Genomic DNA, 23252 nt, shown 5'->3' with positions numbered 1-23252 from the left:
CTCACGTGAGTGACACACCAACAGGTTGATTGTGCAGGTCAGCGCATGAACGGCTGACGCGCCTGGGCGAGGGCGATGAGCTCCTGCCGGACCGTGGAGGTGGCCGCGGTGTCGATCGCCCGGTTCAGCGCCCGGCGAGTGCGAGCCTCGGCGCGACGGGCACGGAGCTTGGCGGCGATGTTGCTCATGGTCTCTTGCATCCCCTTCAGAGGTCTTCGGTGGCTGTGTCTCTAGTATGCACCTTTTTTCACAAGGAAGCCAACGAATCTGCGGTGACATGGGGCACTTGCCGAAGAATCATCGGCAGTTTCCTGAAGGTCACCGGACAGATCGCGTGTCGGCAGTCACAAGCCGCTAACGCGCTAACGTCCTCTACGGCTATCTATCGAAATCACTAGAAACGGCTAGGCAGCCGCATAGACCGGTAGCGAGGGGAAGATTCGCTCAGTCCCGGCCGAGCAGGTAGTGCCCGAAGTGCGGCACGGTGAAGGCGATCTGCCCGCGTTCGGCGGAGTAGACCAGGCCTTTTTTCATCAGACTGTCGCGCGCCGGCGACAGCGACGAGGGCTTGCGCCCCAGGTAGACGGCCACATCGGCGGTGCCAGCGGCCTCGTCGCGGCCTTGCGTCAGCTCGGCCATCGCGAGCAGGTACTCGCGTTCGGCCGGCGTCGCGCGTTCGTAGCGCGAACCGAAGAACCCGACTGCCAGCTCGGACTCCGCCTCCGGCGCGGCGACCTGCACGTCCTTGACCGTGATCGGGTCCGCAGGCGCGGCGTCCCAGGCGGCCTTGCCGTAGGCCTGGATGAAATACGGATAACCGCCGGACGCGTCGAAGAGCGCGTCGAGCGCCTCCGGTTCGATCCCGGCGTCCTCGCGTTCTATCGGGGCCATCACCGCGTAGTCGGCGTCCTCGCGGCTGAGCCGGTCGATGCGCGAGTAGCGGAAGAGCCGCTCGGAGTACGACTTCGACGCCGACAGCACCGCGGGCACATGCGGCAGCCCCGCCCCGACCACGACCAGCGGCGCGCCGGATTGCGACAGTTCATGGCAAGCCGCGCACAGCGCCGAGACGTCGTCCGGCTGCAGGTCTTGGATCTCGTCGATCAGCAGCGCGACGCCGGTGCCGACGTCCGCGGCGAGCTCGGCGACGTCGGTGAACAGCTCGACCAGGTCGATCTCGATGTCGCCGGAATCCGCCCGGCCCTGCGCTGCGGGCACGTCGATGCCGGGCTGCCAGCGGTCGCGCAGCTTCGCGTCCGGCTTGTTCGCCTTGAGCGCGAACGCCTTCAGCACCCCGAGCACTTCCTCGACCCGGTCCGGCGCGCGATGCCGCACGGCGAGGTCGCGGATCGCCCGGTGCAGGGCCGCCGACAACGGACGTCGCAGTTCCGCGTCCGGTCGCGCCTCGATCTTGCCCGCACCCCACCGGTGCCGGACGGCCATCGACCGCAACTCCCCCAGCAGCACCGTCTTGCCGACCCCGCGCAGGCCGGTCAGCACGAGACTGCGTTCGGGGCGTCCGCGAGCGACGCGTTCGAGAACGACCTCGAACGCCTTCAGCTCCCTTTCCCGGCCTGCCAGCTCCGGCGGCCGCTGCCCGGCGCCGGGCGCGAAGGGGTTGCGGATGGGGTCCACTCTGTCACCGTATCGAGGTATCTAGAGCTAGCCCGATATTCGCGCATATACAGCTAGTGCGTGTCGCCGAAGGATGGCCGGGTCTGCAGCCCCGTCCATCCTTACCCCCAGCGCACCTTCTGACGGAGCGTTAGTCCGTCAGGTTCCGCTCCGCGTAGATCTTCATCGCGTCGCGGATGTACTCGGCCGTGCCGGGGCCGTGCTTCTCGTCGTACGAGCCGTACCGCGGGTCGTCGACATACATCTGCCCGAGACCGGCGAAGTAGCACTTGGAGACGGTCCCCGCGGCCGGTTGCAGCCAGTTGTGCAGCCGTGCGGTGACAGCCTGCGTCTCGTCCGAACCGGAGTCGTACCCGCTCTTGCGGGCAGCTCCGAACGCCGCCGAGATGTCGAGCTGTTCCTGCTGGAAAGCCTTCTTCTCGTCCTCGGACAGCGAGCGCCACCACTGGTCGCCCTTGCGATAGGCGTCGGCGCCCCAGCGCTGGGTGACCTCTTCCTGGTACTGGGTGTGGTCGAATCCCTCGAACATTTCCTCTGCCATCAGTCGTTCACCTCCCTTCAGTTTCCGAAGCGTGGTCCGCACGGAATCGATCTGCCGCCCGATCCGCTGCTGCTCCCGCTTGAGCAGCGCCAGGTGCGTTTCGAGCGCCGCGACGCCGTCGCGCTGCCCGTCGAGCACCTCGGCGATCGCGGGCAGCCCCAGTCCCAGGTCGCGCAGCAACAGGATCCGCTGCAACCGGACGAGTGAGTTCTCGTCGTAGTAGCGGTAGCCGTTGCCGCCGATCCGCGTCGGCGGCAGGAGCCCGACGGCGTCGTAATGCCGCAGGGTCCGGCTCGTCGTGCCCGCGGACCGGGCGATGTCCTGGATCGACCATTCCGTCCTGACCACGGCTTCGACGGTAGAGGTTGACGCAGCGTCAAGGTCAAGCCCGAACCCCGATAGAACTGTCTACGGCAATCTAGAGTCAGAGCAATATTTAGCTAGGTATCGCTAGCTCGGTTCGGCGGGCAGCGTGGCGGGCAATCCCGGTTGTAGGTTCTTCCCCAGGGATTCCAGACCAGAGAGGCGAGACCGTGATACTGCGCCGGGTGGCACGTCCACTGCTCGCGTCGATCTTCGTGCTCGGCGGCATCGGTGCCCTGCGCGACACCCAGGGCCACGCGAAGGCGGCCGAACCGTTCCTCACCGAGACCTTCGACAAGGTCGAGGGACTGGTGCCGGACCAGGTTCCGCGCGATCCGGCCACGCTGGTGCGGATCGACGCGGCGGTCAAGATCGGGGCCGGGCTCGCGCTGGCGAGCGGCAAGGCCCCGCGGCTGGCGGCGGTGGCGCTGCTCGGGTCGCTGGTGCCGACGACGCTGTCCGCGCACCGGTTCTGGCAGTTGAGCGACCCGGGCGAGAAGCAGGCCCAGCAGATCCAGTTCTTCAAGAACGCGTCGCTGGCCGGCGGGCTGCTGCTGGCCGCGGGCGACACTGCGGGCAAGCCGTCGCTGGGCTGGCGGGCCCGGCGCGCGGCGAAGAAGGCGGGCAAGCGCGCCGACAAACTGGCCAAGCGCGCCGAAAAGTCGCTCACCGACTGACCGCACGAAGAAGGCCGCCGCCCGAGAGTTCGGGCGGCGGCCTTCTTCGTGCGCTTACTTCTCCAGAATCGCGGTGACGCCCTGGCCGCCAGCCGCGCAAATGGAGATCAGGCCGCGCCCGGAACCCTTCTCGTTCAGCAGTTTCGCGAGCGTCGCGACGATCCGGCCGCCGGTCGCCGCGAACGGGTGCCCGGCCGCCAGCGAGGAGCCGTTCACGTTGAGCTTGGCGCGGTCGATCGAGCCGAGCGGCGCGTCGAGGCCGAGCTTCTCCTTGGCGAACGCCGGGTCCTCCCACGCCTTGAGCGTGGCGAGCACCTGCGACGCGAACGCCTCGTGGATCTCGTAGAAGTCGAAGTCCTGCAACGTCAATCCGGCGCGCTCGAGCATCCGCGGCACCGCGTACGCCGGGGCCATCAGCAGACCCTCGTCGCCGTGCACGTAATCGACCGCGGCAGTCTGGCTGAACGTCAGGTACGCCAGCACCGGCAGGTTGTGCGCCTTCGCCCACTGCTCGGTGGCGAGCAGGACGGTGGACGCGCCGTCGGTCAGCGGCGTCGAGTTGCCCGCCGTCATGGTGCCGTCCGGACCGCCGTAGACCGGCTTGAGCTTGGCGAGCTTTTCGACTGAGGAGTCCGGGCGGAGGTTCTGGTCGCGGGCGAGCTTGAGGTACGGCGTGACCAGGTCGTCGAAGAAGCCGCGGTCGTAGGCGGCGGCGAGGTTGCGGTGGCTGGTCGCGGCGAGTTCGTCCTGCGCCTCGCGGGTGACGTCCCAGACCTGCGCGGTGAGCGCGGCGTGCTCCCCCATCGACAATCCGGTGCGCGGTTCGGCGTTGCGCGGGATCTCCGGGACGATGTGGCCCGGCCGGAGCTTCGCGACCAGCTTGAGCCGGTCAGCGAGCGTCTTCGCCGCGTTGAGCTGCACGAGGATCTGGCGCAGGTTGGCGTTCACCGCCAGCGGGGCGTCACTCGTGGTGTCCACGCCGCCCGCGATCGCCGAATCGATTTCCCCGAGGGCGATCTTGTGAGCGACGTTGATGACTGCCTGCAATCCGGTGCCGCACGCCATCTGGACGTCCGACGCCGCCGTCGCGGGCGAGAGCTTGCTGCCCAGCACGCTCTCCCGGGCGAGGTTGAAGTCCTTGGAGTGCTTGAGCACCGCGCCGGCGGCGACCTCCCCGAGCACCTCGCCCTGCAGCGAAAACCGGCTGACCAGACCGTCCAGCGCGGCGGTGAACATGTCCTGGTTCGAGGCCCGGGAATACGGGCCGTTCGACCGGGCGAAGGGGATCCGGTTTCCGCCGACGATCGCGACCTTGCGCACTGCCGGGGCTTTCCTGGTCGCCATGGGCGTCCACCTCTCTGAGTCGTCCCTTTCACACTGTAACCTACTAGCGAGTAGGTTAGACTGCGACGTGACGCAGACTGCACGGGAGGCACGTGATGGCGGACAGGTACCAGCAGTTCACGAGGACTCCGCTGGGGAAATTCGTGGTGCCGAAGCTCGGCCTGCCCAACCCCGCGACGTTGCGCCGGCACCATCCCGGCCAACCCGCACTCGAGGGTCCCGCACTTCTCGGCGCCGCGCCTGGCGGACGGCTGGAGAAGAGCGTTCGGGCGCAGCTCACCGAGGCCGGCATCGAGGTGATCAGCGCGCCGGCCGACCGGCAGGCGGCGCTGGTTTTCGACGCCACCGGCGTGAAGGATCCGGGACAGCTGCGTGAGGTCTACCGGTTCTTCCACCCGGTGATCCGCAAGGTGGGTTCCTCCGGCCGGGTGGTCGTGCTCGGCACGCCGCCGGAGCTGGCCGAGGGCCGCGAGCGGATCGCGCAGCGCGCGCTGGAGGGTTTCGTCCGCTCGGTCGGCAAGGAACTCAAGCGCGGCGCGACGGCGCAGCTGGTGTACGTGGCCGAAGGAGCCGAGGACGCGGCCGAGTCGACGCTGCGGTTCCTGCTGTCGGCGAAGTCGGCGTTCGTGGACGGCCAGGTCATCCGCGTCGGCACGCACGCGAAGAGCGCGCCCACGCCGGAGAACTGGGACAAGCCGCTGGACGGCAAGGTCGCGCTGGTCACCGGGGCGTCGCGCGGCATCGGCGAGGCGATCGCCGAAACGCTCGCCCGCGACGGCGCGCACGTGGTCGCGCTGGACATCCCCGCGCAGGGCGGCGATCTGTCCACTGTGGCCAATCGAATCGGCGGTTCGGCGCTGCAGCTGGACATCACTGCCGCGGACGCGCCCGCCAAGCTCGCCGAGTACCTGACTTCCCGGCATGGCGGCGTCGACGTGGTCGTGCACAACGCCGGCATCACCCGCGACAAGACACTCGGCAACATGACCGAGGGCGGCTGGGATTCGGTGATCTCGGTGAACCTCGCCGCGCAGCTCGCGGTGAACGACAAGCTCCTCGGCGACAAGGTCCTGCGCGAAAACGGCCGCGTCATCGGGGTTTCGTCCATCGCGGGCATCGCGGGGAACGTCGGCCAGACGAACTACGCGACGTCGAAGGCGGGCGTGATCGGAATGGTGAACGTCGGCGCGCCGCAGCTCGCGGAGTACGGCGGCACGATCAACGCGGTCGCGCCCGGGTTCATCGAGACCAAGATGACCGCTGCGGTCCCGCTGTTCATCCGCGAGGCCGGACGGCGGTTGTCGAGCCTCGGTCAGGGCGGGCTGCCGGTGGACGTCGCGGAAACCATTGCCTGGTACGCCAATCCGGCGTCGGCCGCGGTCAACGGAAACCTGGTCCGCGTGTGCGGCCAGGCGCTGCTGGGGGCGTGAGGGATGGCCGTTCGTGAAGTGACGAGCGCGCCAAGCCTGGCGACGCTGTACCCGAAAGCCCTGCTGCGCCGAGGCGGCGGCTCGACCCTGCCTAGTACGGAATTGGTGCGCCTCGAGGTCGTCGTTGATCCCGCACATGTCGCGGCCTACAACGAAGTCTGCGGATTCCGCTTCTCGGACGAGCTTCCGGCGACGTATCCGCACATGCTGGTCTTCGGACTGCAGATGGCGTTGATGACCGAACCGGGTTTCCCGTTCCCGCTGCTGGGTTTGGTGCACGTCGAGAACCGGATCACGCAGCACCGCCCGCTGCTGCTCGGCGAGACGTTCCGGGTCAGCGTGCGCGCGGAAAACCTGCGCCCGCACGAAAAAGGCACCCAGTTCGACATGGTGAGCGAGGTCCACTCCGGCGCGGACACCGTGTGGAGCGAGGTGTCGACTTATCTCCGCCGCACGGGTTCGGGCTCGGGTTCATCGGGCCCGCGTACTCAGCTGACGCCCCCGAAACCGTCCGCGCTGTGGCACGTCCCGGGAGACATCGGCCGCCGCTACGCCGAGGTTTCCGGTGACCGCAACCCGATCCACCTGCACCCACTGACCGCGCGCCTGTTCGGCTTCCCGAAGGCGATCGCGCACGGCATGTGGACGAAGGCGCACGCACTGGCGTCCTTCGAGGGTCGGCTGCCGGACGCGTATAGCGTCGCGGTGCGGTTCAAGCAGCCGGTGCTGCTGCCAGGCCGCGCGGCCTTCACGACCTGGCAGACGGATGACGGATGGGCGTTCGAGTTGTGGCACGCCCGGAAGCCGAAGCCCCATTTGGACGGGGTGATCTCAGCCCTCTGAGGGCTTCTCGTTTCGGTACTCGAGGTACTGCTCGGGATGCATGGCCGCCGATGCGTGAAGCACGAAAGTGACCACGTGGTGCCACCTTGCCCGCCGTCCGAGTTGAGCCTCAACGCGAATCTCGCGATCTAGGTTCTGGAAGCCCGGCGGAGCGGAGTCGAACTCAGCGAATATCTGGGCGACGCTCCGACCGGGAACGGCGAACGTTGCCGAGAGGTCGTCGCCGGTTCTCCCCGCACCACGACGCGGAGATCTCGAACGACAATCGGCAGTGCACCGGTGTTGCGGAGAACCAGCGGGATGAGTACCGACCTGGTCGCGCGTTGAGCCACCAGAACGAGAAGACCGTGAACACACCAACGCGCAGATCGAGACAGCCAGAGCGGCTCACTCTGAGGGCTTCCAGACCTGCCCCTCGACAAGGTCGTTGAACCCCAGCCACACCAGGTTCATCAGCCAGGACGCGAGCACGCCGTCGGAGATCTCCGGGTGGTCCAGTGCCCAGTCGGCCAGCGATTCCGCCGCGCCGACCAGCGCGGCGGCCAAGCCGGGCCCGGAGAACTCCGTCTGCTCGCCGAGGCCCTTGCGCGTCCCCGCGGCCACCACGAGCGCCGCGACCAGTTCGATCGCGCGCGTGCGCATCGCGGTGATCTCTGCCGCGAAACCGCCGCCGACCGTCAAAGCCTGGCGGTGCAGCACCGTCCAGGACTCGCGGTATTCGGCGACGAAGCGGTAGAACGAGCGCAGGCCGTGCCACAGCTGCATGTCCGGCGGGAGGTCGGGCTGCACGCCGGCCTGGATGGCTTCCAGCAGGCGGGTCGCCTCGCGTTGGATGCTCTTGCCGAAGAGGTCTTCCTTCGAGCCGAGGTAGGTGTAGATCATCGGCTTGGAGACGCCCGCGACCTCGGAGATCTCGTCCATCGACGCCGAGTGGTAGCCGTGCTGGGAGAACACCCGCACCGCGGCGTCCAGGATCTGGCGTTCACGGACCGCCCTCGGGAGCCGTCTCGCTCGCTCGGGTGGGCGCTGATCTTCGTCGGGCACAGTGCTGTTTCCTCCCTCTCGCTGGCACGGACGGTACCCGGAGCCAGGCCCCCGGCGTTGCTTGCCGGGCTACCTACTCACCGGTAGCCTTACGGCGGAAAGTTCTGGAAGGGGTGGAAGATGGCCGACAACCCGGAGGCGACCAGCTCTGACCTGGCCGGCCTGCGCGGGGTCGCGCTGCTGGACGCGCTGGACCGCACCGAAGCCGTCGACGCGAGCGCGCTCGACGTCAACGCGGTCGCGGACGCCATTGACCCCCGTGAGCTGGGCCGTTCCGACATGAACCGCCTGCTGGCGGCGTTGGTCCGGCTGTCCGAGCAGGTGCCGGCGTTCTCCCTGGACAAGGTCGACCCGACGAAGTTCGCCACGCTGGTCGCGCGGGCGTCGCGGGCGCAGCTGGAGGCCGTGGTCGCCGAACGCGCGCTGCGGGAGCGGGTGCTGGACGAGATCTTCGCGCGCATGGGAGCGCACATCCGTGCGAAGTCGCTGCACGCGGTCGTGCACTGGCGGCTGTCCGGCGGCACCGGCGATGGCGGCTACGACCGCTACGAGACGGTGCTTTCCGACGGGACCTGCACCGTGTCCCGCGAAATGCGCGAGAAACCCCGGGTGACGATTACGCTTTCGCCCGTGGACTTCTTCCGCATCATCACCCACCAGGCGACGCCCGCGGTCCTGTTCGTGACCGGAAAACTGAAGGTCAAGGGCGACCTGGCCTTCGCAGCCGGGTTGGTCGGCCACTTCGACCTCCCCCGACCGGCCTGAGCCGCCCCGGTGTCCCGCTGGCGCTCGCGCATGCGTGCCGCGCACTCACCCGGTGAGCACGCGGTGAACGGTTTCGCCCGCACCCTCGAGGTGGGCAAACTGACGCCGGAGCAGTTCGTGCAGGTCCTGGAGACGCTGCACATGCTCGGCACGGCCGGAGCCGGCATCGACATCGGCTCGCTGACCACCCAGGCCCTGGTGGATGTCGTCGCCGCGGCTTCACGGGAGCAGCTGAAAGGCATCGCCGACCACGACGAGCTGCGCGCGGTCTTCCTGGACGAGATCTTCCGCCGGATGTCGGAACACTTCCTCCCGGAACGAGCCCGGCACGTGGACATTGTGGTCTCGTGGCGCTTCCCCGCCGGGGACGATTTCGACCGCTACCAAACGGTCATCGAGGACGGGTTGTGCGTGTCGAGCACCGACCTGGCTCGGACACCGGACACGACGATCACCGTGGCGGTGGAGGACTTCATCCGGATGGCGACCGGGAATGCTGCGGTGGCGGCGATGTTCGTTACCGGGAAGGTGAAGGTCAAGGGCGAGTACGCGCCGGCGGTGCGGTTGTCGGGGTACTTCGACATTCCTAAGCCGACTGGGGCGGACTAGCGGGCGGCTTCCGTCACCCCAGCGCGTGGCGCGGCTGTCGTTCTGCCAGGAACGCGTGGAGCGAATCATGCGCTGCCCGTCGCACCTCAACTTTGAGCGCGTGTCGCCGGGCGTAAATTTGGTCGAAAGCTTCCTCGTTGAGGATGCGCAAGGCTGTGTACGGGCCGGCGATCTCGGGATGGTGCACTAGGGTGTGCTCGCCACCGGAACCTGCCGAACACATGCCGGATCAAGCCCCTGGCCAGGAATCCTTCGCCGGCCTGCTTTCGAAGTGCCAGAACGGAAAACTTGTTTCACACGCGGCAGCTACGATGGCTCGGTGCACCTGGTTCAGGCCCTACCCTCGAACCCAACCATCTCCGGTCGCTACGCAGATGGGCGAATTGTGTGTCGCGAGCTGACTGCAGCCGATGCGACATCGGTGTCGGCCATGCCCCGTCAGCGGTGGAGGCACGCGCAAGCTTGACGCACCCGGAGCGTCGTTGCTCCTCCTGACCAGAGCAGACAGAATCCTCTGAAAGCGCATCGTGGAGAGGACTGAAGGATGCAGTGAGGCATAGATCGGCCCTGCCGATCCATCCAAGGCGGAGCCGTTGACCGCATTCGACGTCTCATGGACACCTACTGAGCGAGACGAGACTGGGTGCTCGCCGATAGGGTGCGGTGCGCCCCGGCGGACTCGATCAGCGGAGCCGTGACGGCCTTCAGACCACGACCGGAAGTAACGACATTGAGCGTCCTCAGCAGTTTCGTGTGGAGTGTTGCCGACACGCTGCGCGGCCCCTATCAAGAAGCCGAGTACGGCTCTGTGATCCTGCCGTTCACTCTGCTGCGTCGCCTGGAGTGCGTAATGGAGCCGCACCGGGAGACGATGGCCGAGATCGTCAAGGAGCATCCAGGTGAGCCGCAGCGCCGTACCCACCTGAAGATCGAGACGAGGACCGCTGACAGTACGGGGCTGAGCTTCTGGACCACCAGCGATTACACGCTCAAGCGGGCACTGCAAGACCCGGATAACCTCAAGGAAAATCTCATTGACTACGTCGCTGGGTTCTCCTCGAGTCTGGACGTGTTCAAGGCCTTTGATTTCGAGAACGTGATCCGCACGCTCCACACCCGTGAGCGTCTCTCGCAGGTCGCGAGACACTTCTCAGGAATTGACCTGTCCGCGGAGAGCGTCTCCAACGCTGACATGGGTGACCTGTTCGAGAACCTGATCTACCGATTCGCCGAGTCCGCCAACGACGGTGCCGGCCAGTTCTACACACCGCGTGATGTCGTGCGTCTGCTGGTCGATCTGATCTATGCCGAAGACACCGAGGCGCTGCGCGACCGCGGTCAGGTACGGTCCATCTACGACCCGACCGTCGGCACTGGCGGCATGCTGACAGTGGCCGACGAGCATCTGCATGATCTCAACAAGAGCGCCACAACTGCCCTATTCGGGCAGGAGGTCAACCCACGCACCTACGCTATCTGTAAGGCAGATCTCCTGATCAAGGGACAGGATCCGACGAACGTTCGTCTCGGTGACACCCTTGTCGCAGACCGGTTCGAAGATCGAAAATTCGATTATGTGCTGTCCAACCCTCCGTTCGGCACCGACTGGAAGGCCGTCGCCTCTCGGGTGACGGCTGAGCACAGGCTCGGAGGACGGTTCGCGCCGGGGCTGCCTGGAACGGGTGACGCCGCAATGCTGTTCCTCCTGCACGTCGCCTCGAAGTTGCGCGACGTGGACGAGAGCGGGCGTGGCGGCAAGGCTGGAATCGTCCTGAACGGATCGCCTTTGTTCAACGGCACCGCAGGTACCGGACCGTCTGCGATCCGCGGTCACATGCTCGAGAACGACCTGGTCGAGACGATCGTCGCACTGCCGAACGACATGTTTTACAACACCGGCATCGCCACCTACCTGTGGATCCTGTCGAACGCGAAGCCCGTTGAGCGAAAGGGCACCGTCCAGTTGATCGATGCGACTGGATTGGGAACCAAGCTACGCAAGTCGATCGGCTCCAAACGCGTCGAGATCGCTGAGAAAAACCGTGCGGCGATCGTCCAGACGTTCGCTTCCCGTGCACTCTCCGCTACCTCGAAAATCTTCGAGAACCGCGACTTCGCATACTGGACAATTACCGTCGAACGACCGCTGCGGCTCAACTTCGAGTGCACAGCTGAACGGATCGATGACGTCGCCGAGCACAAGACGTTGGGCAAGGTCGTGGGCCTAGTCGAGGCTCTCAGGTTGTTCGGCGAGCGACTGTACCTGAATCGTGAGGAATTCCTTCGGGACATTGGCAAGCACCTCGGTGACGCCAGGGTGCAACTTAGTGCGGCTCAGCGTAAGGCCCTTTGGCAGACGATTGGCCGCCATGACGACAACGCCGATGTCTGCTACGTGCAATCGGGCAAGCACAAGGGCGAGATCGAGCCTGATCCCGCACTTCGCGACACTGAGAACATCCCATTCGGTTGGGGCGGCCATCCCAAGACCCATGATGCCGTCGACGAGACCATCGATGCCTACTTCCAGGCCGAGGTCAAACCTCATGTTCCCGACCCCGACACCTGGGTCGACAAGACTAAAACCAAGACCGGTTACGATATCCCGTTTACCCGGCATTTCTATGAATACGTTCCGCCCCGGCCGCTGGAAGAGATCGATGCTGATCTCAACAGGGTCGTCAGCGAGATTCTGCAGATGCTGAAGGACGTCGAGCTATGACCGTCGTCGAACACCCGGCTGTCGTCGAACGCGTCGGAAAATGGCTCGGGACATTACCTGCAGGGTGGACAGGTGCGCGCCTCTTCGAGTTAGCCGACGCGTGGACAAGTAATGTCGATAAGCACTCCGTCGATGGAGAACAATTAGTCCGGCTTTCCAACTATGTAGATGTCTACCACAACGATTCTATCGTGGAATCTCTGGACTTTATGACGGCGACCGCGGCGCGGGAGCAGATTAAGCGGTTTCGAATTCGAATCGGAGACACCTTGATCACCAAGGACTCTGAGGCGGCCGACGACATCGGGATCCCCGCGTTTGTGGAGTACGAGGCCGACGATTTGATTTGCGGCTACCATCTCGCGATTGTGCGGCCAATGCCCAAGAAGGTCGTGCCCAAATTTCTGTTTTGGACGCTTCGGTCGGAACCGATCGCGGGACAGTGGGCAGTGCTCGCGTCTGGGGTGACTCGAGTAGGCATCCGGAGCGCCGACCTCAAAAAAGTCACGATTCCGCGCCCGCCGCTAGGGGAGCAGCAGGTCATCGCTGACTTTCTGGACCGCGAGACCGCACGGATCGATGCGCTCGTAGCTAAACAGGAGGAGCTCATCGTGCTGCTGCGTCAACGTCGCAGCGCGGCGGCTGAGTTGGCGGTCTCAGGGGTTCGTCCAACCGGTTCGCGGTTGAAGCATGTCATCCGGTCGGTCCGACAGGGTTGGAGCCCTCAGTGCTATGCCTGGCCCGCTGATGGGATCGAGAAGTGGGCAGTTCTCAAGGCCGGTGCTGCAAACGGCGGCATCTTTCGCCCAACGGAGAACAAGGAGCTGCCGGCTAATGAGAATCCACGCCCTGAGATCGTGGTTCGGCGCAACGATCTTATCGTATCCCGCGCGAACACCCGCGACCTCGTCGGGAGCGCTGCTGTCGTCGAAGGGGATTTTCCACGCCTGATGATGAGCGATAAACTCTATGCCTTCGTACTCGACGAACGCCGAGCAATTCCACGGTTTGTCGCCACAGTGCTTGGAAGCGAGAGATGGCGTGACTTGATTGAGATAGAGGCGACGGGTGCGAGCTCTTCGATGTTGAACATAAGCCAGGGCGATATCGTGAATCTGCCGATGACTCTCCCCCCGGTCGAGGAGCAGCGTCGAGCGCTTGCCGAGTTGGACGAGCAGACAGTGCGCATCGACGATCTCATCGTCAAAGCTAAAGAGCACATTGCTTTTGCCAAGGAGCGTCGTGCGGCGCTCATCACTGCTGCTGTGACGGGGCAGTTCGACGTACGCACTGTCGCAAGCACACGGAAGGCAAATTGACAGTGGCAACGGCAGATCAGGCGCGCGAGGAGGCGTTCGAGACCGAGATCGCCGAGTACTTGGCTGCCAACGGCTGGGACTACAGCTCCGCAGACGGCGGCTACGACACAGTGCGTGCCCTGTGGCCCGACGACGTGCACCGGTGGCTGCAGAGCACTCAGCCCGAGGAATATGAAAAGGTCGTCAAAGTCGGCACTTCAACCGAGTTGGCGGACAAGGACGCGCTGCTTGATGCCCTGGTGATGCGTCTCGACACCCCGATGACCTCTGGCGGCGGCACCCTAAATGTGTTGCGACGGACGTTTTCGCATACTCGTGGTCAGACCGCGCACCTGCGCATGTGCCAGTTCGCTCCAGCGACGACGCTGAACCCCACCGTAACCAAGGCGTATAACACTGTGCGTCTGCGTGTCGTTCGTCAGGTGCACTTCTCCCCTAAGCGTGGCGACAACCGCTCGATCGACTTGGTGTTCTTTGTTAATGGGCTGCCGGTAGCTACGTTAGAACTTAAATCGTTCTTCAAACAAGAGTGGCGCGCCGCAGTTAGACAGTACAAGACGGACCGTGACCCGAAGGGCCAGCCGCTACTCGGTTTCGGCAGTCGTGCGCTTGTCCACTTCGCCGTCGACGACGACCAGGTCTGGATGACCACGAGGCTGGCCGGCGGCAAGACCTACTTCTTGCCATTCAACCGAGGCCACGAGAACGGAGCTAAGGGAAACCCCGCGAACCCCGACGGTGCAGCGACCTCCTACTTGTGGGAGCAAGTGCTGGAGAGACATCATTGGCTGGGCATCCTCGGCTCGCAGATGTTCCTGCGTGAGGACGTCGATGAAGACCCGGTCACTGGGAGGATCAAACGTAGCAAGACGCTGATGTTCCCTCGTTACCACCAGTGGCGGGCAGTCCGGAAGCTCGTCGAGGCTGTACGCGAGGAAGGGCCCGGACGTCGCTATCTGATTGAACACTCGGCGGGCTCGGGCAAGACCAACACGATCGCGTGGAGTGCGCACCGGCTCGCACGCCTGCACGACGCTGGCAACGAAAAGGTGTTCGACAAGGTCGTGGTCGTCTCTGACCGCAAGGTCTTGGACCGACAGCTACAAGATGCTGTCGAGCAGGTCGACGACAACTCCAACTCGATCGCAGTCATCGACTCTAGTGCTGTACGCCGCTCTGGCGGTTCGAAGGGGAGGGCTTTACTAGACGCGTTGGCCGGGCCCGCGCTGATCGTCGTCGTGACGATCCAGACTTTCCCCTACGTCAAGGGTCTGCTCGAGACGAAGCTCGGTGACAAGAACTTCGCGGTCATCGTCGACGAGGCCCACACGTCGCAGTCGGGCAAAACCGCCGCAGACTTGAAGACGGTCCTTGCCGCGAACAGTGAGCAGGCGGGCGAGAGCGAATTGGCAGATAAGCAAGATGTCGTCAACAATCTGCTGGCGGCCGATGATGAACGCGAGCGACGGATTCGCGCAGAGACGGCCGCACGTGCCCACGCGAAGAACATCTCATTCCTCGCGTTCACCGCGACACCGAAGGCAAAGACCAAGACGTTGTTCGGACGGCCCGACGGTGACGGTAAGCCTGTCTCCTTCGATGTCTATACGATGCGGCAAGCGATCGAGGAAGGCTTCATCCTCGACGTGCTGCGCGGCTATCAGACTTACAAGACCGCGTTCGAGATTGAAGAGCGTAGCGCGGCCGGGGTAGTAACATCGATCGTCGGCAACAACTCTGATCGATTGGTGGACCCAAAGGCAGCCACTCGGAAGATTATGCGGTTCAAAAACCTGCATCCGTCAAACATCGGCCAGAAGGTCGAGCTCATTGTCGAGCACTTCCGCGCCAATGTCTCTCAGTTGCTCGATGGCCAGGCCAAGGCGATGGTCGTTACCGACTCCCGTCAGGCCGCAGTGCGGTACAAGGTCGAAACCGACAAGTACATCCGTGCCAAGGGCTACGGGATCAAGACGATCGTTGCCTACTCCGGTGACATCACCGATGTTGAATATGGCCTGAAAAAGGCGACCGAGTCAACTATGAACGCAGGACTCGGAAATGATCTTGCTAGGCGTTTCAAGCACCCCGACTACCGATTGATGTTGGTAGCGGAGAAGTTCCTGACTGGTTTCGACCAGCCGCTCCTGTGTGCAATGTACGTCGACAAAAAACTGCCCGATATCCATGCCGTGCAGACCCTTTCGCGGCTCAACCGGATCTACCGGGCAACGTCGGGCGAGCTAAAAGACAAGACCTTCGTCCTGGACTTCGTCAATGACCCGAACGAAATACAGAAAGCGTTTCTACCGTACTACACAGAGGCACACGTCGAGACACAGACGGACCCGAACCAGGTCCATCAGCTGGCGACAAAGATCGCTCAGGCGCGCATCTATGTTATAGACGACGTGGAGCGGTACGCGGCGGCCTGGTGGGGCTCGCAGTCCCATCAGGCTCTGGCTGCGGCGATTGCGCCGGTCCGGAACGAATTCGCTAACCGCTGGGCCGACGCGACAGCGCAAGACGACAGGGAGGCGCTCCATAAGCTGCGCGAGTTCCGCAAGGATTGCAGCTCGTACGTGCGCTTGTACGACTTCATGTCGCAGGTCGTTGACTACGGCACCACTGACTTGGAGAAGCTCGCCGAGTTCCTGCGGCAGCTAGTGAGGCTCCTTGCCATCGAAGACCCGAAGGCCGAAGTGGACCTGTCCGGAGTCGTGCTGAAGCGGGTACAGCAGATCAACCAGGGGAGAGCTGACATTGCCCTGGTCGGGGACCTAGAGACGCTGGCGCTGAAGGGCATCACGGGCGTTGGGTCGGGCGTTGCCCGGGACGACCCGAGGCAGGTGCTGCTCTCGGAGGTGATTGAGAAAGTCAATGAGCTTTTTGGCGGGGAGTTCGCGGACCCGCAGATTGGTGGCTTTATCACCGCTGCGGCTGGCATGGCCGAGGAGGACCCGCGGATCGCCGAGCAAATCGACAACAACGCGATCGACCAGTTCCTGATTTCTCCAGATCTGCGTGAGACCCTGACCGACGCGGCTGTGCTGAACGAGGGTGTATTCGGGAAGTTGACCGAGGCATTAACTGGCGAAAGCGACCGCGCCGATGAGTTCATCAGGCTGATTGGTGCGTACCTCTACCAGGCGCGGCGCGCTCGTATGGACACTGCGGACGACAAAAGAGGCGACCGCAGACGCTGAATGAGGCTCTAGTGGTCACTAAAAATTGCATTGGTTCCATGTAGCGGACTTGCCAGGACCTCTTCGGTGCGGATGGTGCCAAGGGCTTGCGCGCTGGGTTGCTCACATCGGGCGGATTAGCCGACGGCTTTGAAGCTCCTTTCCCCACGGGCCAACGGCATCAGGTAATTCTCTGACAGCCACTGCACCACCGGCACGCACACCGCGTCCCCGAAGCCGAACAGGGCCTGGTTGTTCCGTAGTCCGTCCAGTGCGTACTTTCCGGCGCCCATCAGCCGGGCGTACTCGCGTGGGGTCATCCACCGGACCCGAACGCTGCCTCGGCCAGCTTGTACGACGGCCTGTTTCGACGACCCGCCGCGGGCGGTGCGCAGGCAGCCGGAGATGTCGTCTGGCCGGACTTCCCACACTGGCTTTCCGTTTCGGGTTCGGCGGTAGGCCGTCCGGTACACCAGCTTCTTTCCCGACTTGAGCTGCGTCAGTCGTTCCAGTTGAAGCGGTGACAGCGAGCCAATGAATGCGTCAGCACGCGGCGCAGCCCACCAACGCTCGTCATCGGTGGACAGACGTTCGACAGCGGCGGACAGCCCGGTGACCAGCAGCGGCGGCGGCGCGGGCAGGGCGGCGCGATGGGTCCGCAACGACGGATCAAGCGAGAGCCAGGCCGGGCGCAGCGGCGACGGCGCGGGCGAGTCGGGGGGCGGATTCTGCGCACCAACAATGAACAACCGCGGTCGCGACTGCGGAACGAACCGCCGGGCGTCCAGGGTCAGGACATCCGCGGAGTACCCGAGCCGGTTGAGTTCGCGGATCGCGGCGCGGAGGTCGTCGCCGCCGTGGCTCGTGGCCAGGCCTACGACGTTTTCCAGCGCTACTACCGGCGGACGGTCCGGGCCCAGTTCGTCCAGGATGCGGGTGAATTCCCAGAACGTCGACGAGTGCGAACCCGCCAGGCCGCGGCGCCAGCCAGCCAGGGAGAGGTCCGTGCACGGGAAAGAAGCCCAGGCCAGGCTGAGGCCCGTGGGCAGGTCGGCGCCACGCAGGGCGGCGACATCGCCCAGGACGTACTCGTGCGAGCCCTGGTCGTTGAAGTGTGCCTCGTACATGGCTTGCTTCGCCGGTTCGATGTCGTTGGACCACGCGACGTCGAAGCCGGCCGGTTCCAGGCCTAGGCGGACGAGACCGATGCCCGCGAAGAACTCCGCGGCGGTGGGCTGACCCGGTAGAGGCATGGCGCCAACATTAATGGGGTCGGCGTTCCTGCACGGTCTCGATCACCCGCGACGCGGCGACATCGCTGGCTTCGTGTTCCCAGATTCGCACCGAGAGCCAGCCCGCTTCGAGCAGCAGCTGATCGGTATTCGCGTCTCGGCGGCGGTTGGTTTCGATCTTGGTCCGCCAATAATCCGCATTGTTCTTCGGCCACGTGCCGTGTTCCGGGCAGCCGTGCCAGAAGCAGCCGTCCACGAAAACCGCGACGCGGGAGGGGCCGAACACCAGGTCAGCCTCGCGGCGGACGCCCTTGACCGGACGTCGGTGCACTCGATAGCGGAACCCGGCGGCGTGCAGGATCTTGCGCAGCGCCATTTCGATCCCGGTGTTGCGGGACTTCTGTTTGCTCATGCGGGCGCTCACCGCGGAAGTCGTTACCAGCCGCTCCACGGGAGCCATTGTGGCAAAGACTCAGCCTTCGACGATCCGGCCTTCGATCACCGGGTGGTTCGACGGCCGCGGCTCCTCCGCGACGACCTCGCTGTCCACCACCATCACCGGGCCGCGGCGCTGGTTGGCGTACCGGACGGCGCGCTTCTCCGCGCGGCGCAGCCAGAACCGCCGGGCGACCGAGCGGGTCGGCGGTGCCAGGATCAGCAGGCCCAGCACGTCGCTGACGAAACCGGGGACCATGATCAGCACGCCGCCGAGCGCGACGAGCATGCCGTCGGTCAGTTCCTTCTCCGGACTGCGGCCGGACTGCGCGGTCGCCATGAACGCGCGCATCGCCTTGCCGCCCTCGCGGCGCGCCAGCCACGAGCCCACGAACGCGCCCGCGATCAGCAGACCGATCGTGCCGAGCACACCGACGACCGAGCCGACCGCCCAGATGGCGGCGACTTCAGCGATGACGTAGAGCAGGAACACGACAGCCATACTCAGTGAACGAACGAGTGCCGGGTTTTGCTCCCGGCCGCGAGAAAGTCCAGGTCAGGGTGCCGGGATGGGCTGCCGATCGCTCGGTCGGAAGAGGCGAGGACAGTCGCTGGTCCCGCAACTCGTCCAGGCGGACCGGGGACTGCTCGGCCGAGATCGAACAGCACCTCGGCGAGTTCTGCTCGGGTTCCGCACCGCCCAGTGCGACAGCCTGGGTCAACAGTGCGACGGCGCGGTCGTCGTCACCGGCCTGACGCCATGCCTGTGCCGCCTCGAACAGGATCTTTCCAACTCGGCTTCCATTTGTGCGGCACCGCATTCCCGGTCCCGCGAGGCGATCACCGCAGGCGCTGCAGGAACGCGGACACCTCGCGCGGCGAGCGCAGCAGCACCTGCCGTGCGGTCGGCGCTTCGGCGGCGATCCGCCGCAGCATCAGCGGGCGGCGGGTCGGCCACTTCCAGACCCACTGGACCAGCTCGGCGTCGATCTTCGAAACGCACCCGGGCGCCTGCGTTTCCTGGCCCCGCTCGCGCAGCTGCCGCCCCACGACCCGATACAGGCAGGTGTAGCGGGAGGCGTCCAGCAGCACGACGGTGTCGGCGAACGGCAGGCGCAGGTCGAACGTCTTGCTGTAGTTGCCGTCGATCACCCAGCTGTCCGTGCTGGCGGCCTCGGCGACGGCGGCGCGGAACTCTTCTGGCGGGGCTTCAACCCAGCCGGGACGCCAGTGGAGCCGGTCCAGATGTGTGACCGGGATGTCGAGGGCGGCACCGATGCGCCTGGCCAGGGTGGATTTTCCGGCCCCGGAGCAGCCAGTGACCATGATGCGTCGCCCCATGGCGAGCAAGCCTAGAACTAGACCGGGGCGAAACTCGCGGCAATTAATCCGAGCACCAGCAGATCCGGGCCGCGGACGAGTTGCCGCACCAGTCCGGCGGGGATCAGCACGCCCTCGTACAGCACCATCCCCATCGAGCTGAAGTCCAGCGGGCCGCGGGTCACCGAGCGCACCGCCGACAGCGCGGCGATCAGGACAGCCACGACCGCGCTGACGGAGGCTGGGATGCCCAGCAGCAGGACCACACCCGCCCAGACCAGGGCGAGCAGGCACAGGAAAGCGCAGGTCACGGTGTGCAGGCGCAGGTTTGACGCGTCCAGCCAACGGCGAAGTCCGGGCACTCGATGCAACTGCGCGACCGGCGCTGTGAACGGCAGCAGCGCCAGATAACCGCCGACGCCGAGCAGCCACACTGACGTCACGGCGGGGAAGGTCGCGTGGGTCGCGACTACGGCGAGTGCCAGGAAGACCGGCAGGCCGAGGGTGTACCGGCGCGCGAGAGTCCCCGTGATGACATACCGGGTGACGATGAAACGCCCGGCCAACGCGTTCCGCCACGGCACTGGGCGTCCGGCCGGGAGCAGCGCCCAGACGTCCAGGAAGGCGGCGGACGTCCGGCGCACCATGCGTTCGGTGTAGTGCCGGATCAGGGTGTCGCGAGAAACCGTGTGCGGTAACGGAGCGGACCGGGCCAACGTGCAGGCGACGATGGCGGCGGCGACCACGTATGTCCACAGTGGAACTATCAGTGGCAGCGCGAGGGTAAGCGGGAGAAGGGATTCGCCGGGGAGCGAGTGGCGGCGGCCCATCGCTAGCGCCAGTGCGGCGACAACCACGAAAAGCACCACTGGACCGACGAGCGAGCTGGGGAAACCGATGAGCATGCCCGACACCGCGAAGAAATACGCGGCGACACCGAATCGGGCGGCCCAGTCCAGCACGAGCCGATGGGTGAGCGCGGCCGGCCGCTGCCCGTCGAAATCGTCCCAGGTCAGCGTGGCGGGATGGGCCCACAGATAGCCTCGGCGCAAGGTCGCGCGCCAGGCCAGTGCGAGGCCGGTGCACAGCACGAGCAGGCTGCCGAGCGCGCCCACCGGAGCGCCGCCGATCAGCTGGCTCCGCACCAGTTCGGTGTTGTAGAACGGCGATCCCAGCAGGCCGACCGCGATGACCAGCGCCAGGACCAGGTCCGGGCGTTTCACAGGTCCACCACGTAATCCGCGACCTCGTCCGCGAGCGGCGGGTGATGGCTCGCCACGACCACCGCCGCGCCGCGTCCCGTGCTGGTGCGGACCAGAGTGGTCAGCCAAGCCCGGCCGTCGGTGTCCAGGGCGCGCTCCGGTTCGTCCAGCAACAGCACCTCGTGCGGGCGCGCGACCGCGGCGTGCAGCAGGAGCCGACGTCGTTGTCCGGCCGACAGCTCCGACGCGGGCACGTCGGGAGCCGGCACCGGACCGTCGGCCAGTTCGCCGCCGAAGGAATTGCGCAGCAGGTCGAGATGCTGGCGCGGCGTGAGCTCGTCGAAGAGCGCCGAATCGTCGAAAAGCACCGAAACCCGGCGGCGGAAAGCGGCGGACCGCTCGTCGGGCGGTCCGCCGCAGACGGACACGGAACCGGACGTCGGCACCTGGTTCCCATAGAGACAGCGCAGCAACGTCGACTTCCCCGCCCCGTTGGCACCGCGGACGACCAGGCATTCGCCGGCGTCGACGGCCAGGTCGAGACCGCTGAACAGCTCAGTCTCGCCCGCGGTGACCCCCAGGTCCTGAGTGGTGATGAGCACGAAACCCCCTCGGCTGATCACCCCAACATAATCACTTCAGGTACGCCTCCGCTTGCAGCGTGAACAATTCCGCGTATCCGGCGTCGGCCGCCATCAGCGCCTCGTGCGTTCCGTACTCCGCGACTTTTCCGTGGTCCAGCAGCAGAATGCGCTCGGCCTGGCGGACCGTCGAGAACCGGTGCGAGATGTAGAGCGTCGTCCGCCCGCGCGACAACGTGTGCAGCCGGTTGAACAGGTCGTGCTCGGCTTGGGCGTCCAAAGCCGACGTCGGCTCGTCCAGGATCAGGATCGGGGCCTCGCGCTGGAAGGCCCTGGCCAGCGCGATCTTCTGCCATTCCCCGCCGGACAGCGACACGCCCTGGTCGAACCAGCGGCCGAGCGGGCTGTCGTAACCCGTCGGCAGCCGGGCGATGCGCTCGTCGGCTCCGGCGCGGCGCGCGGACTCCTCGATGTGCGCGCGATCGGTGAGCCGGTTCAGGTCGCCGAGGCCGATGTTCTCCGCCGCGGTGCCTTGATACGTCACGTAATCCTGGAACATCGCGCTGATCTTGGTGCGCAGTTCGACCGGGTCGTACTCGCGGATGTCAACGCCGTCCAACAGGATCCGGCCCGCCGTCGGGTCATATAGCCGACAAAGCAGTTTGAACAACGTTGATTTCCCCGCGCCGTTGCGGCCCACCACGGCGACGGTTTCGCCGGGACGGATCTCGAAGCTCACCCCGTGCAAGGCCGGTTCGTCCGCGCCCGGATAGCTGAAGCTCACCGACTCGAACTGGATATGTCCATCCACAGTGGACGGAAGTGGCCGCGGCTTCGGCGGGGCGGTGATTTCCGGTGTGGTGTCGAGGAACCGGTACAGTGTGTCCAGGTAGAGATTGTTCTCGTACATCCCGGAAAACGCGGTGAACAGCCCGGTCACCGAACTCTGCACGGACGTCGCGGCGGCGGTGTACAGCGCCAAGTCGCCCAGCGTCAGCCGCCCGCCCACTGCTTCCAGTGCGATGTACAACGCGATCCCCGAGCCGACCAGCGTGCTCAGCAATCCCCACGACGTCGAGCTGACATTCCGTTTCACCGTCAGCTTCCGCTGCCGGTCATAGGCCACGACGCCGAGCTTCCGGAACCGGTCCACGAAGTACGGACCGAGGCCGAACAGCTTGGTCTCCTTGGCATACGTGTCCGTGGTGACCAAAGAGGACAGATAGTCCATCCGCCGTTTGATCGGCGACATCATGAAGGTGAGCCAGAACGCCCGCGAACCGTACTTCGACTGCGAGATGAACGCCGGAATCGGGGCCAGCAAAGCGACCAGCGCGAGCAGCGGGCTGATCGACACCAGCAGCGCGATCATGCTGGCGAAGGTGATCAGCGTCCGGATCAGGCCGAGCGCCGAGGTCATCATCGACAACGGACGCGTCGGCGCCTCCTGCGCGGCCTGGCGCAGCATGTCGTAGGAAGCCGAGCCCTCGAAGTACGCCAGGTGCAGGTCGCTCGCGTGCCGCATCACCTGGTGCCGGATGCTGAGCGTCATCCGTTCCTGCAACAGGGATTGCGCGATCGTGGTGAGCGAGCTGCTGATCGCGGTCGCCGCCAGCACGCCGAACTGGAACAGCGTGATGCGCACGATGTCCGCCGTCGACCCGCGATGCTGGATCGCCGCGACCACCGAGTCCAGCAGGATTTTCGCGATATACGCGGTGACCGTCGGCAGCAGGCCGGACGCCAGCGTGATCACCGCGAGCACGATCGTCAGCGCCGGGCTGGCCTGCCAGGTCAGTTTCGCGACCTTCGGCAGGCCGCGGACGGTGCCTGCCACGGAAGTGCGCATGCGCGACAGCCGCGCCCGCAGGCCTTTCGGCTGTTCCGGCTGCTCCGGTTCCGGGATGTCGACCGGCCCGGTGAGACCGCTGTCCGGCACGGATTGCGCCATCTTGCGGCGACCGCGGCGGCCGAGGGCCATCTCGATCCCGCCCCCACCGCCGGG

General features: G+C 65.5%; 20 protein-coding genes. 8 read left to right on the top strand and 12 right to left on the bottom strand.

From position 1 onward, the window contains the following. Positions 1 to 38 precede the first annotated feature (38 nt). The 3 genes from ABZX37_RS03830 to ABZX37_RS03820 form a co-directional block, all read right to left on the bottom strand. Positions 39 to 188 (bottom strand): hypothetical protein, encoded by a 150-nt coding sequence (locus tag ABZX37_RS03830; RefSeq protein WP_162836041.1) that lies wholly within the window; start codon positions 186 to 188, stop codon positions 39 to 41. Between the two features lie 256 nt (positions 189 to 444). Further along, positions 445 to 1635, bottom strand: coding sequence for an ATP-binding protein (locus tag ABZX37_RS03825; RefSeq protein WP_037809009.1), 1191 nt, complete (start codon positions 1633 to 1635; stop codon positions 445 to 447). A gap of 130 nt (positions 1636 to 1765) precedes the next feature. Then, entirely contained in the window at positions 1766 to 2524 is a 759-nt protein-coding gene (locus ABZX37_RS03820; protein ID WP_354735703.1) for a MerR family transcriptional regulator, read from the bottom strand. Between the two features lie 185 nt (positions 2525 to 2709). On the opposite strand from ABZX37_RS03820, the gene ABZX37_RS03815 reads away from it, so the two are divergent. Then, positions 2710 to 3216: a DoxX family protein gene (locus tag ABZX37_RS03815; protein ID WP_354735701.1), complete on the top strand. Its 507-nt coding sequence runs from the start codon at positions 2710 to 2712 to the stop codon at positions 3214 to 3216. A gap of 54 nt (positions 3217 to 3270) precedes the next feature. Here ABZX37_RS03815 and ABZX37_RS03810 read toward each other — a convergent pair whose 3' ends face one another. Then, a complete protein-coding gene (locus ABZX37_RS03810; protein WP_354735699.1) occupies positions 3271 to 4560 on the bottom strand; it encodes an acetyl-CoA C-acetyltransferase in 1290 nt (429 codons plus the stop codon). A gap of 95 nt (positions 4561 to 4655) precedes the next feature. Between ABZX37_RS03810 and ABZX37_RS03805 the strand changes: the two genes are divergently transcribed. Then, positions 4656 to 5990, top strand: a complete 1335-nt coding sequence (locus tag ABZX37_RS03805; RefSeq protein WP_354735697.1) for a 3-oxoacyl-ACP reductase — start codon at positions 4656 to 4658, stop codon at positions 5988 to 5990. A 3-nt stretch (positions 5991 to 5993) separates the two neighbouring features. Then, positions 5994 to 6833 (top strand): MaoC/PaaZ C-terminal domain-containing protein, encoded by an 840-nt coding sequence (locus ABZX37_RS03800; protein WP_354735695.1) that lies wholly within the window; start codon positions 5994 to 5996, stop codon positions 6831 to 6833. Positions 6834 to 7220: 387 nt separating this feature from the next. On the opposite strand, the gene ABZX37_RS03795 is transcribed toward ABZX37_RS03800, so the two are convergent. After that, positions 7221 to 7877: a TetR/AcrR family transcriptional regulator gene (locus ABZX37_RS03795; protein ID WP_344282777.1), complete on the bottom strand. Its 657-nt coding sequence runs from the start codon at positions 7875 to 7877 to the stop codon at positions 7221 to 7223. 120 nt (positions 7878 to 7997) lie between these two features. On the opposite strand from ABZX37_RS03795, the gene ABZX37_RS03790 reads away from it, so the two are divergent. The 5 genes from ABZX37_RS03790 (at position 7998) to ABZX37_RS03770 (ending at position 16498) form a co-directional block, all read left to right on the top strand. Continuing rightward, positions 7998 to 8642 carry an SCP2 sterol-binding domain-containing protein gene (locus ABZX37_RS03790; RefSeq protein WP_354735692.1) on the top strand — a complete coding sequence of 215 codons (645 nt, stop codon included), beginning with the start codon at positions 7998 to 8000 and terminating at the stop codon, positions 8640 to 8642. A 63-nt stretch (positions 8643 to 8705) separates the two neighbouring features. After that, positions 8706 to 9251 carry an SCP2 sterol-binding domain-containing protein gene (locus ABZX37_RS03785; protein WP_354735690.1) on the top strand — a complete coding sequence of 182 codons (546 nt, stop codon included), beginning with the start codon at positions 8706 to 8708 and terminating at the stop codon, positions 9249 to 9251. A gap of 730 nt (positions 9252 to 9981) precedes the next feature. Beyond that, positions 9982 to 11973 carry a class I SAM-dependent DNA methyltransferase gene (locus ABZX37_RS03780; protein ID WP_354735688.1) on the top strand — a complete coding sequence of 664 codons (1992 nt, stop codon included), beginning with the start codon at positions 9982 to 9984 and terminating at the stop codon, positions 11971 to 11973. Further along, on the top strand, positions 11970 to 13292 hold the full coding sequence (locus tag ABZX37_RS03775; protein WP_354735686.1) for a restriction endonuclease subunit S: 1323 nt from the start codon (positions 11970 to 11972) through the stop codon (positions 13290 to 13292). The genes ABZX37_RS03780 and ABZX37_RS03775 overlap by 4 nt, the downstream gene beginning before the upstream one ends. A 2-nt stretch (positions 13293 to 13294) precedes the next feature. Then, positions 13295 to 16498 carry a DEAD/DEAH box helicase family protein gene (locus ABZX37_RS03770; protein WP_354736195.1) on the top strand — a complete coding sequence of 1068 codons (3204 nt, stop codon included), beginning with the start codon at positions 13295 to 13297 and terminating at the stop codon, positions 16496 to 16498. A 116-nt stretch (positions 16499 to 16614) separates the two neighbouring features. On the opposite strand, the gene dcm is transcribed toward ABZX37_RS03770, so the two are convergent. From dcm to ABZX37_RS03735, 7 genes are all read right to left on the bottom strand, one after another. After that, positions 16615 to 17730, bottom strand: coding sequence for a DNA (cytosine-5-)-methyltransferase (gene dcm, locus ABZX37_RS03765; protein ID WP_354735685.1), 1116 nt, complete (start codon positions 17728 to 17730; stop codon positions 16615 to 16617). Positions 17731 to 17740: 10 nt separating this feature from the next. Beyond that, positions 17741 to 18169 (bottom strand): very short patch repair endonuclease, encoded by a 429-nt coding sequence (locus tag ABZX37_RS03760; protein ID WP_354735683.1) that lies wholly within the window; start codon positions 18167 to 18169, stop codon positions 17741 to 17743. Positions 18170 to 18181: 12 nt separating this feature from the next. Beyond that, on the bottom strand, positions 18182 to 18646 hold the full coding sequence (locus ABZX37_RS03755) for an FxsA family protein (protein ID WP_354735681.1): 465 nt from the start codon (positions 18644 to 18646) through the stop codon (positions 18182 to 18184). A 338-nt stretch (positions 18647 to 18984) separates the two neighbouring features. Beyond that, the gene (locus tag ABZX37_RS03750) at positions 18985 to 19485 is read right to left on the bottom strand and encodes a DNA topology modulation protein FlaR (RefSeq protein WP_354735679.1); all 501 of its coding nucleotides are present in this window, start codon (positions 19483 to 19485) and stop codon (positions 18985 to 18987) included. Positions 19486 to 19502: 17 nt separating this feature from the next. Beyond that, positions 19503 to 20687, bottom strand: a complete 1185-nt coding sequence (locus ABZX37_RS03745; protein WP_354735677.1) for a hypothetical protein — start codon at positions 20685 to 20687, stop codon at positions 19503 to 19505. Continuing rightward, positions 20684 to 21268, bottom strand: a complete 585-nt coding sequence (locus ABZX37_RS03740) for an ATP-binding cassette domain-containing protein (RefSeq protein ID WP_354735675.1) — start codon at positions 21266 to 21268, stop codon at positions 20684 to 20686. Before ABZX37_RS03740 ends, ABZX37_RS03745 begins: the two co-directional genes overlap by 4 nt. Positions 21269 to 21299: 31 nt before the next feature. Beyond that, a complete protein-coding gene (locus ABZX37_RS03735) occupies positions 21300 to 23234 on the bottom strand; it encodes an ABC transporter ATP-binding protein (protein ID WP_354736193.1) in 1935 nt (644 codons plus the stop codon). Between the last annotated feature and the right edge of the window lie 18 nt (positions 23235 to 23252).

Source organism: Amycolatopsis sp. NPDC004079 (genome assembly GCF_040610415.1).
In the GTDB taxonomy this organism is placed as follows: domain Bacteria; phylum Actinomycetota; class Actinomycetes; order Mycobacteriales; family Pseudonocardiaceae; genus Amycolatopsis; species Amycolatopsis halotolerans.
This window is presented reverse-complemented; position numbering and strand designations above follow the sequence as displayed.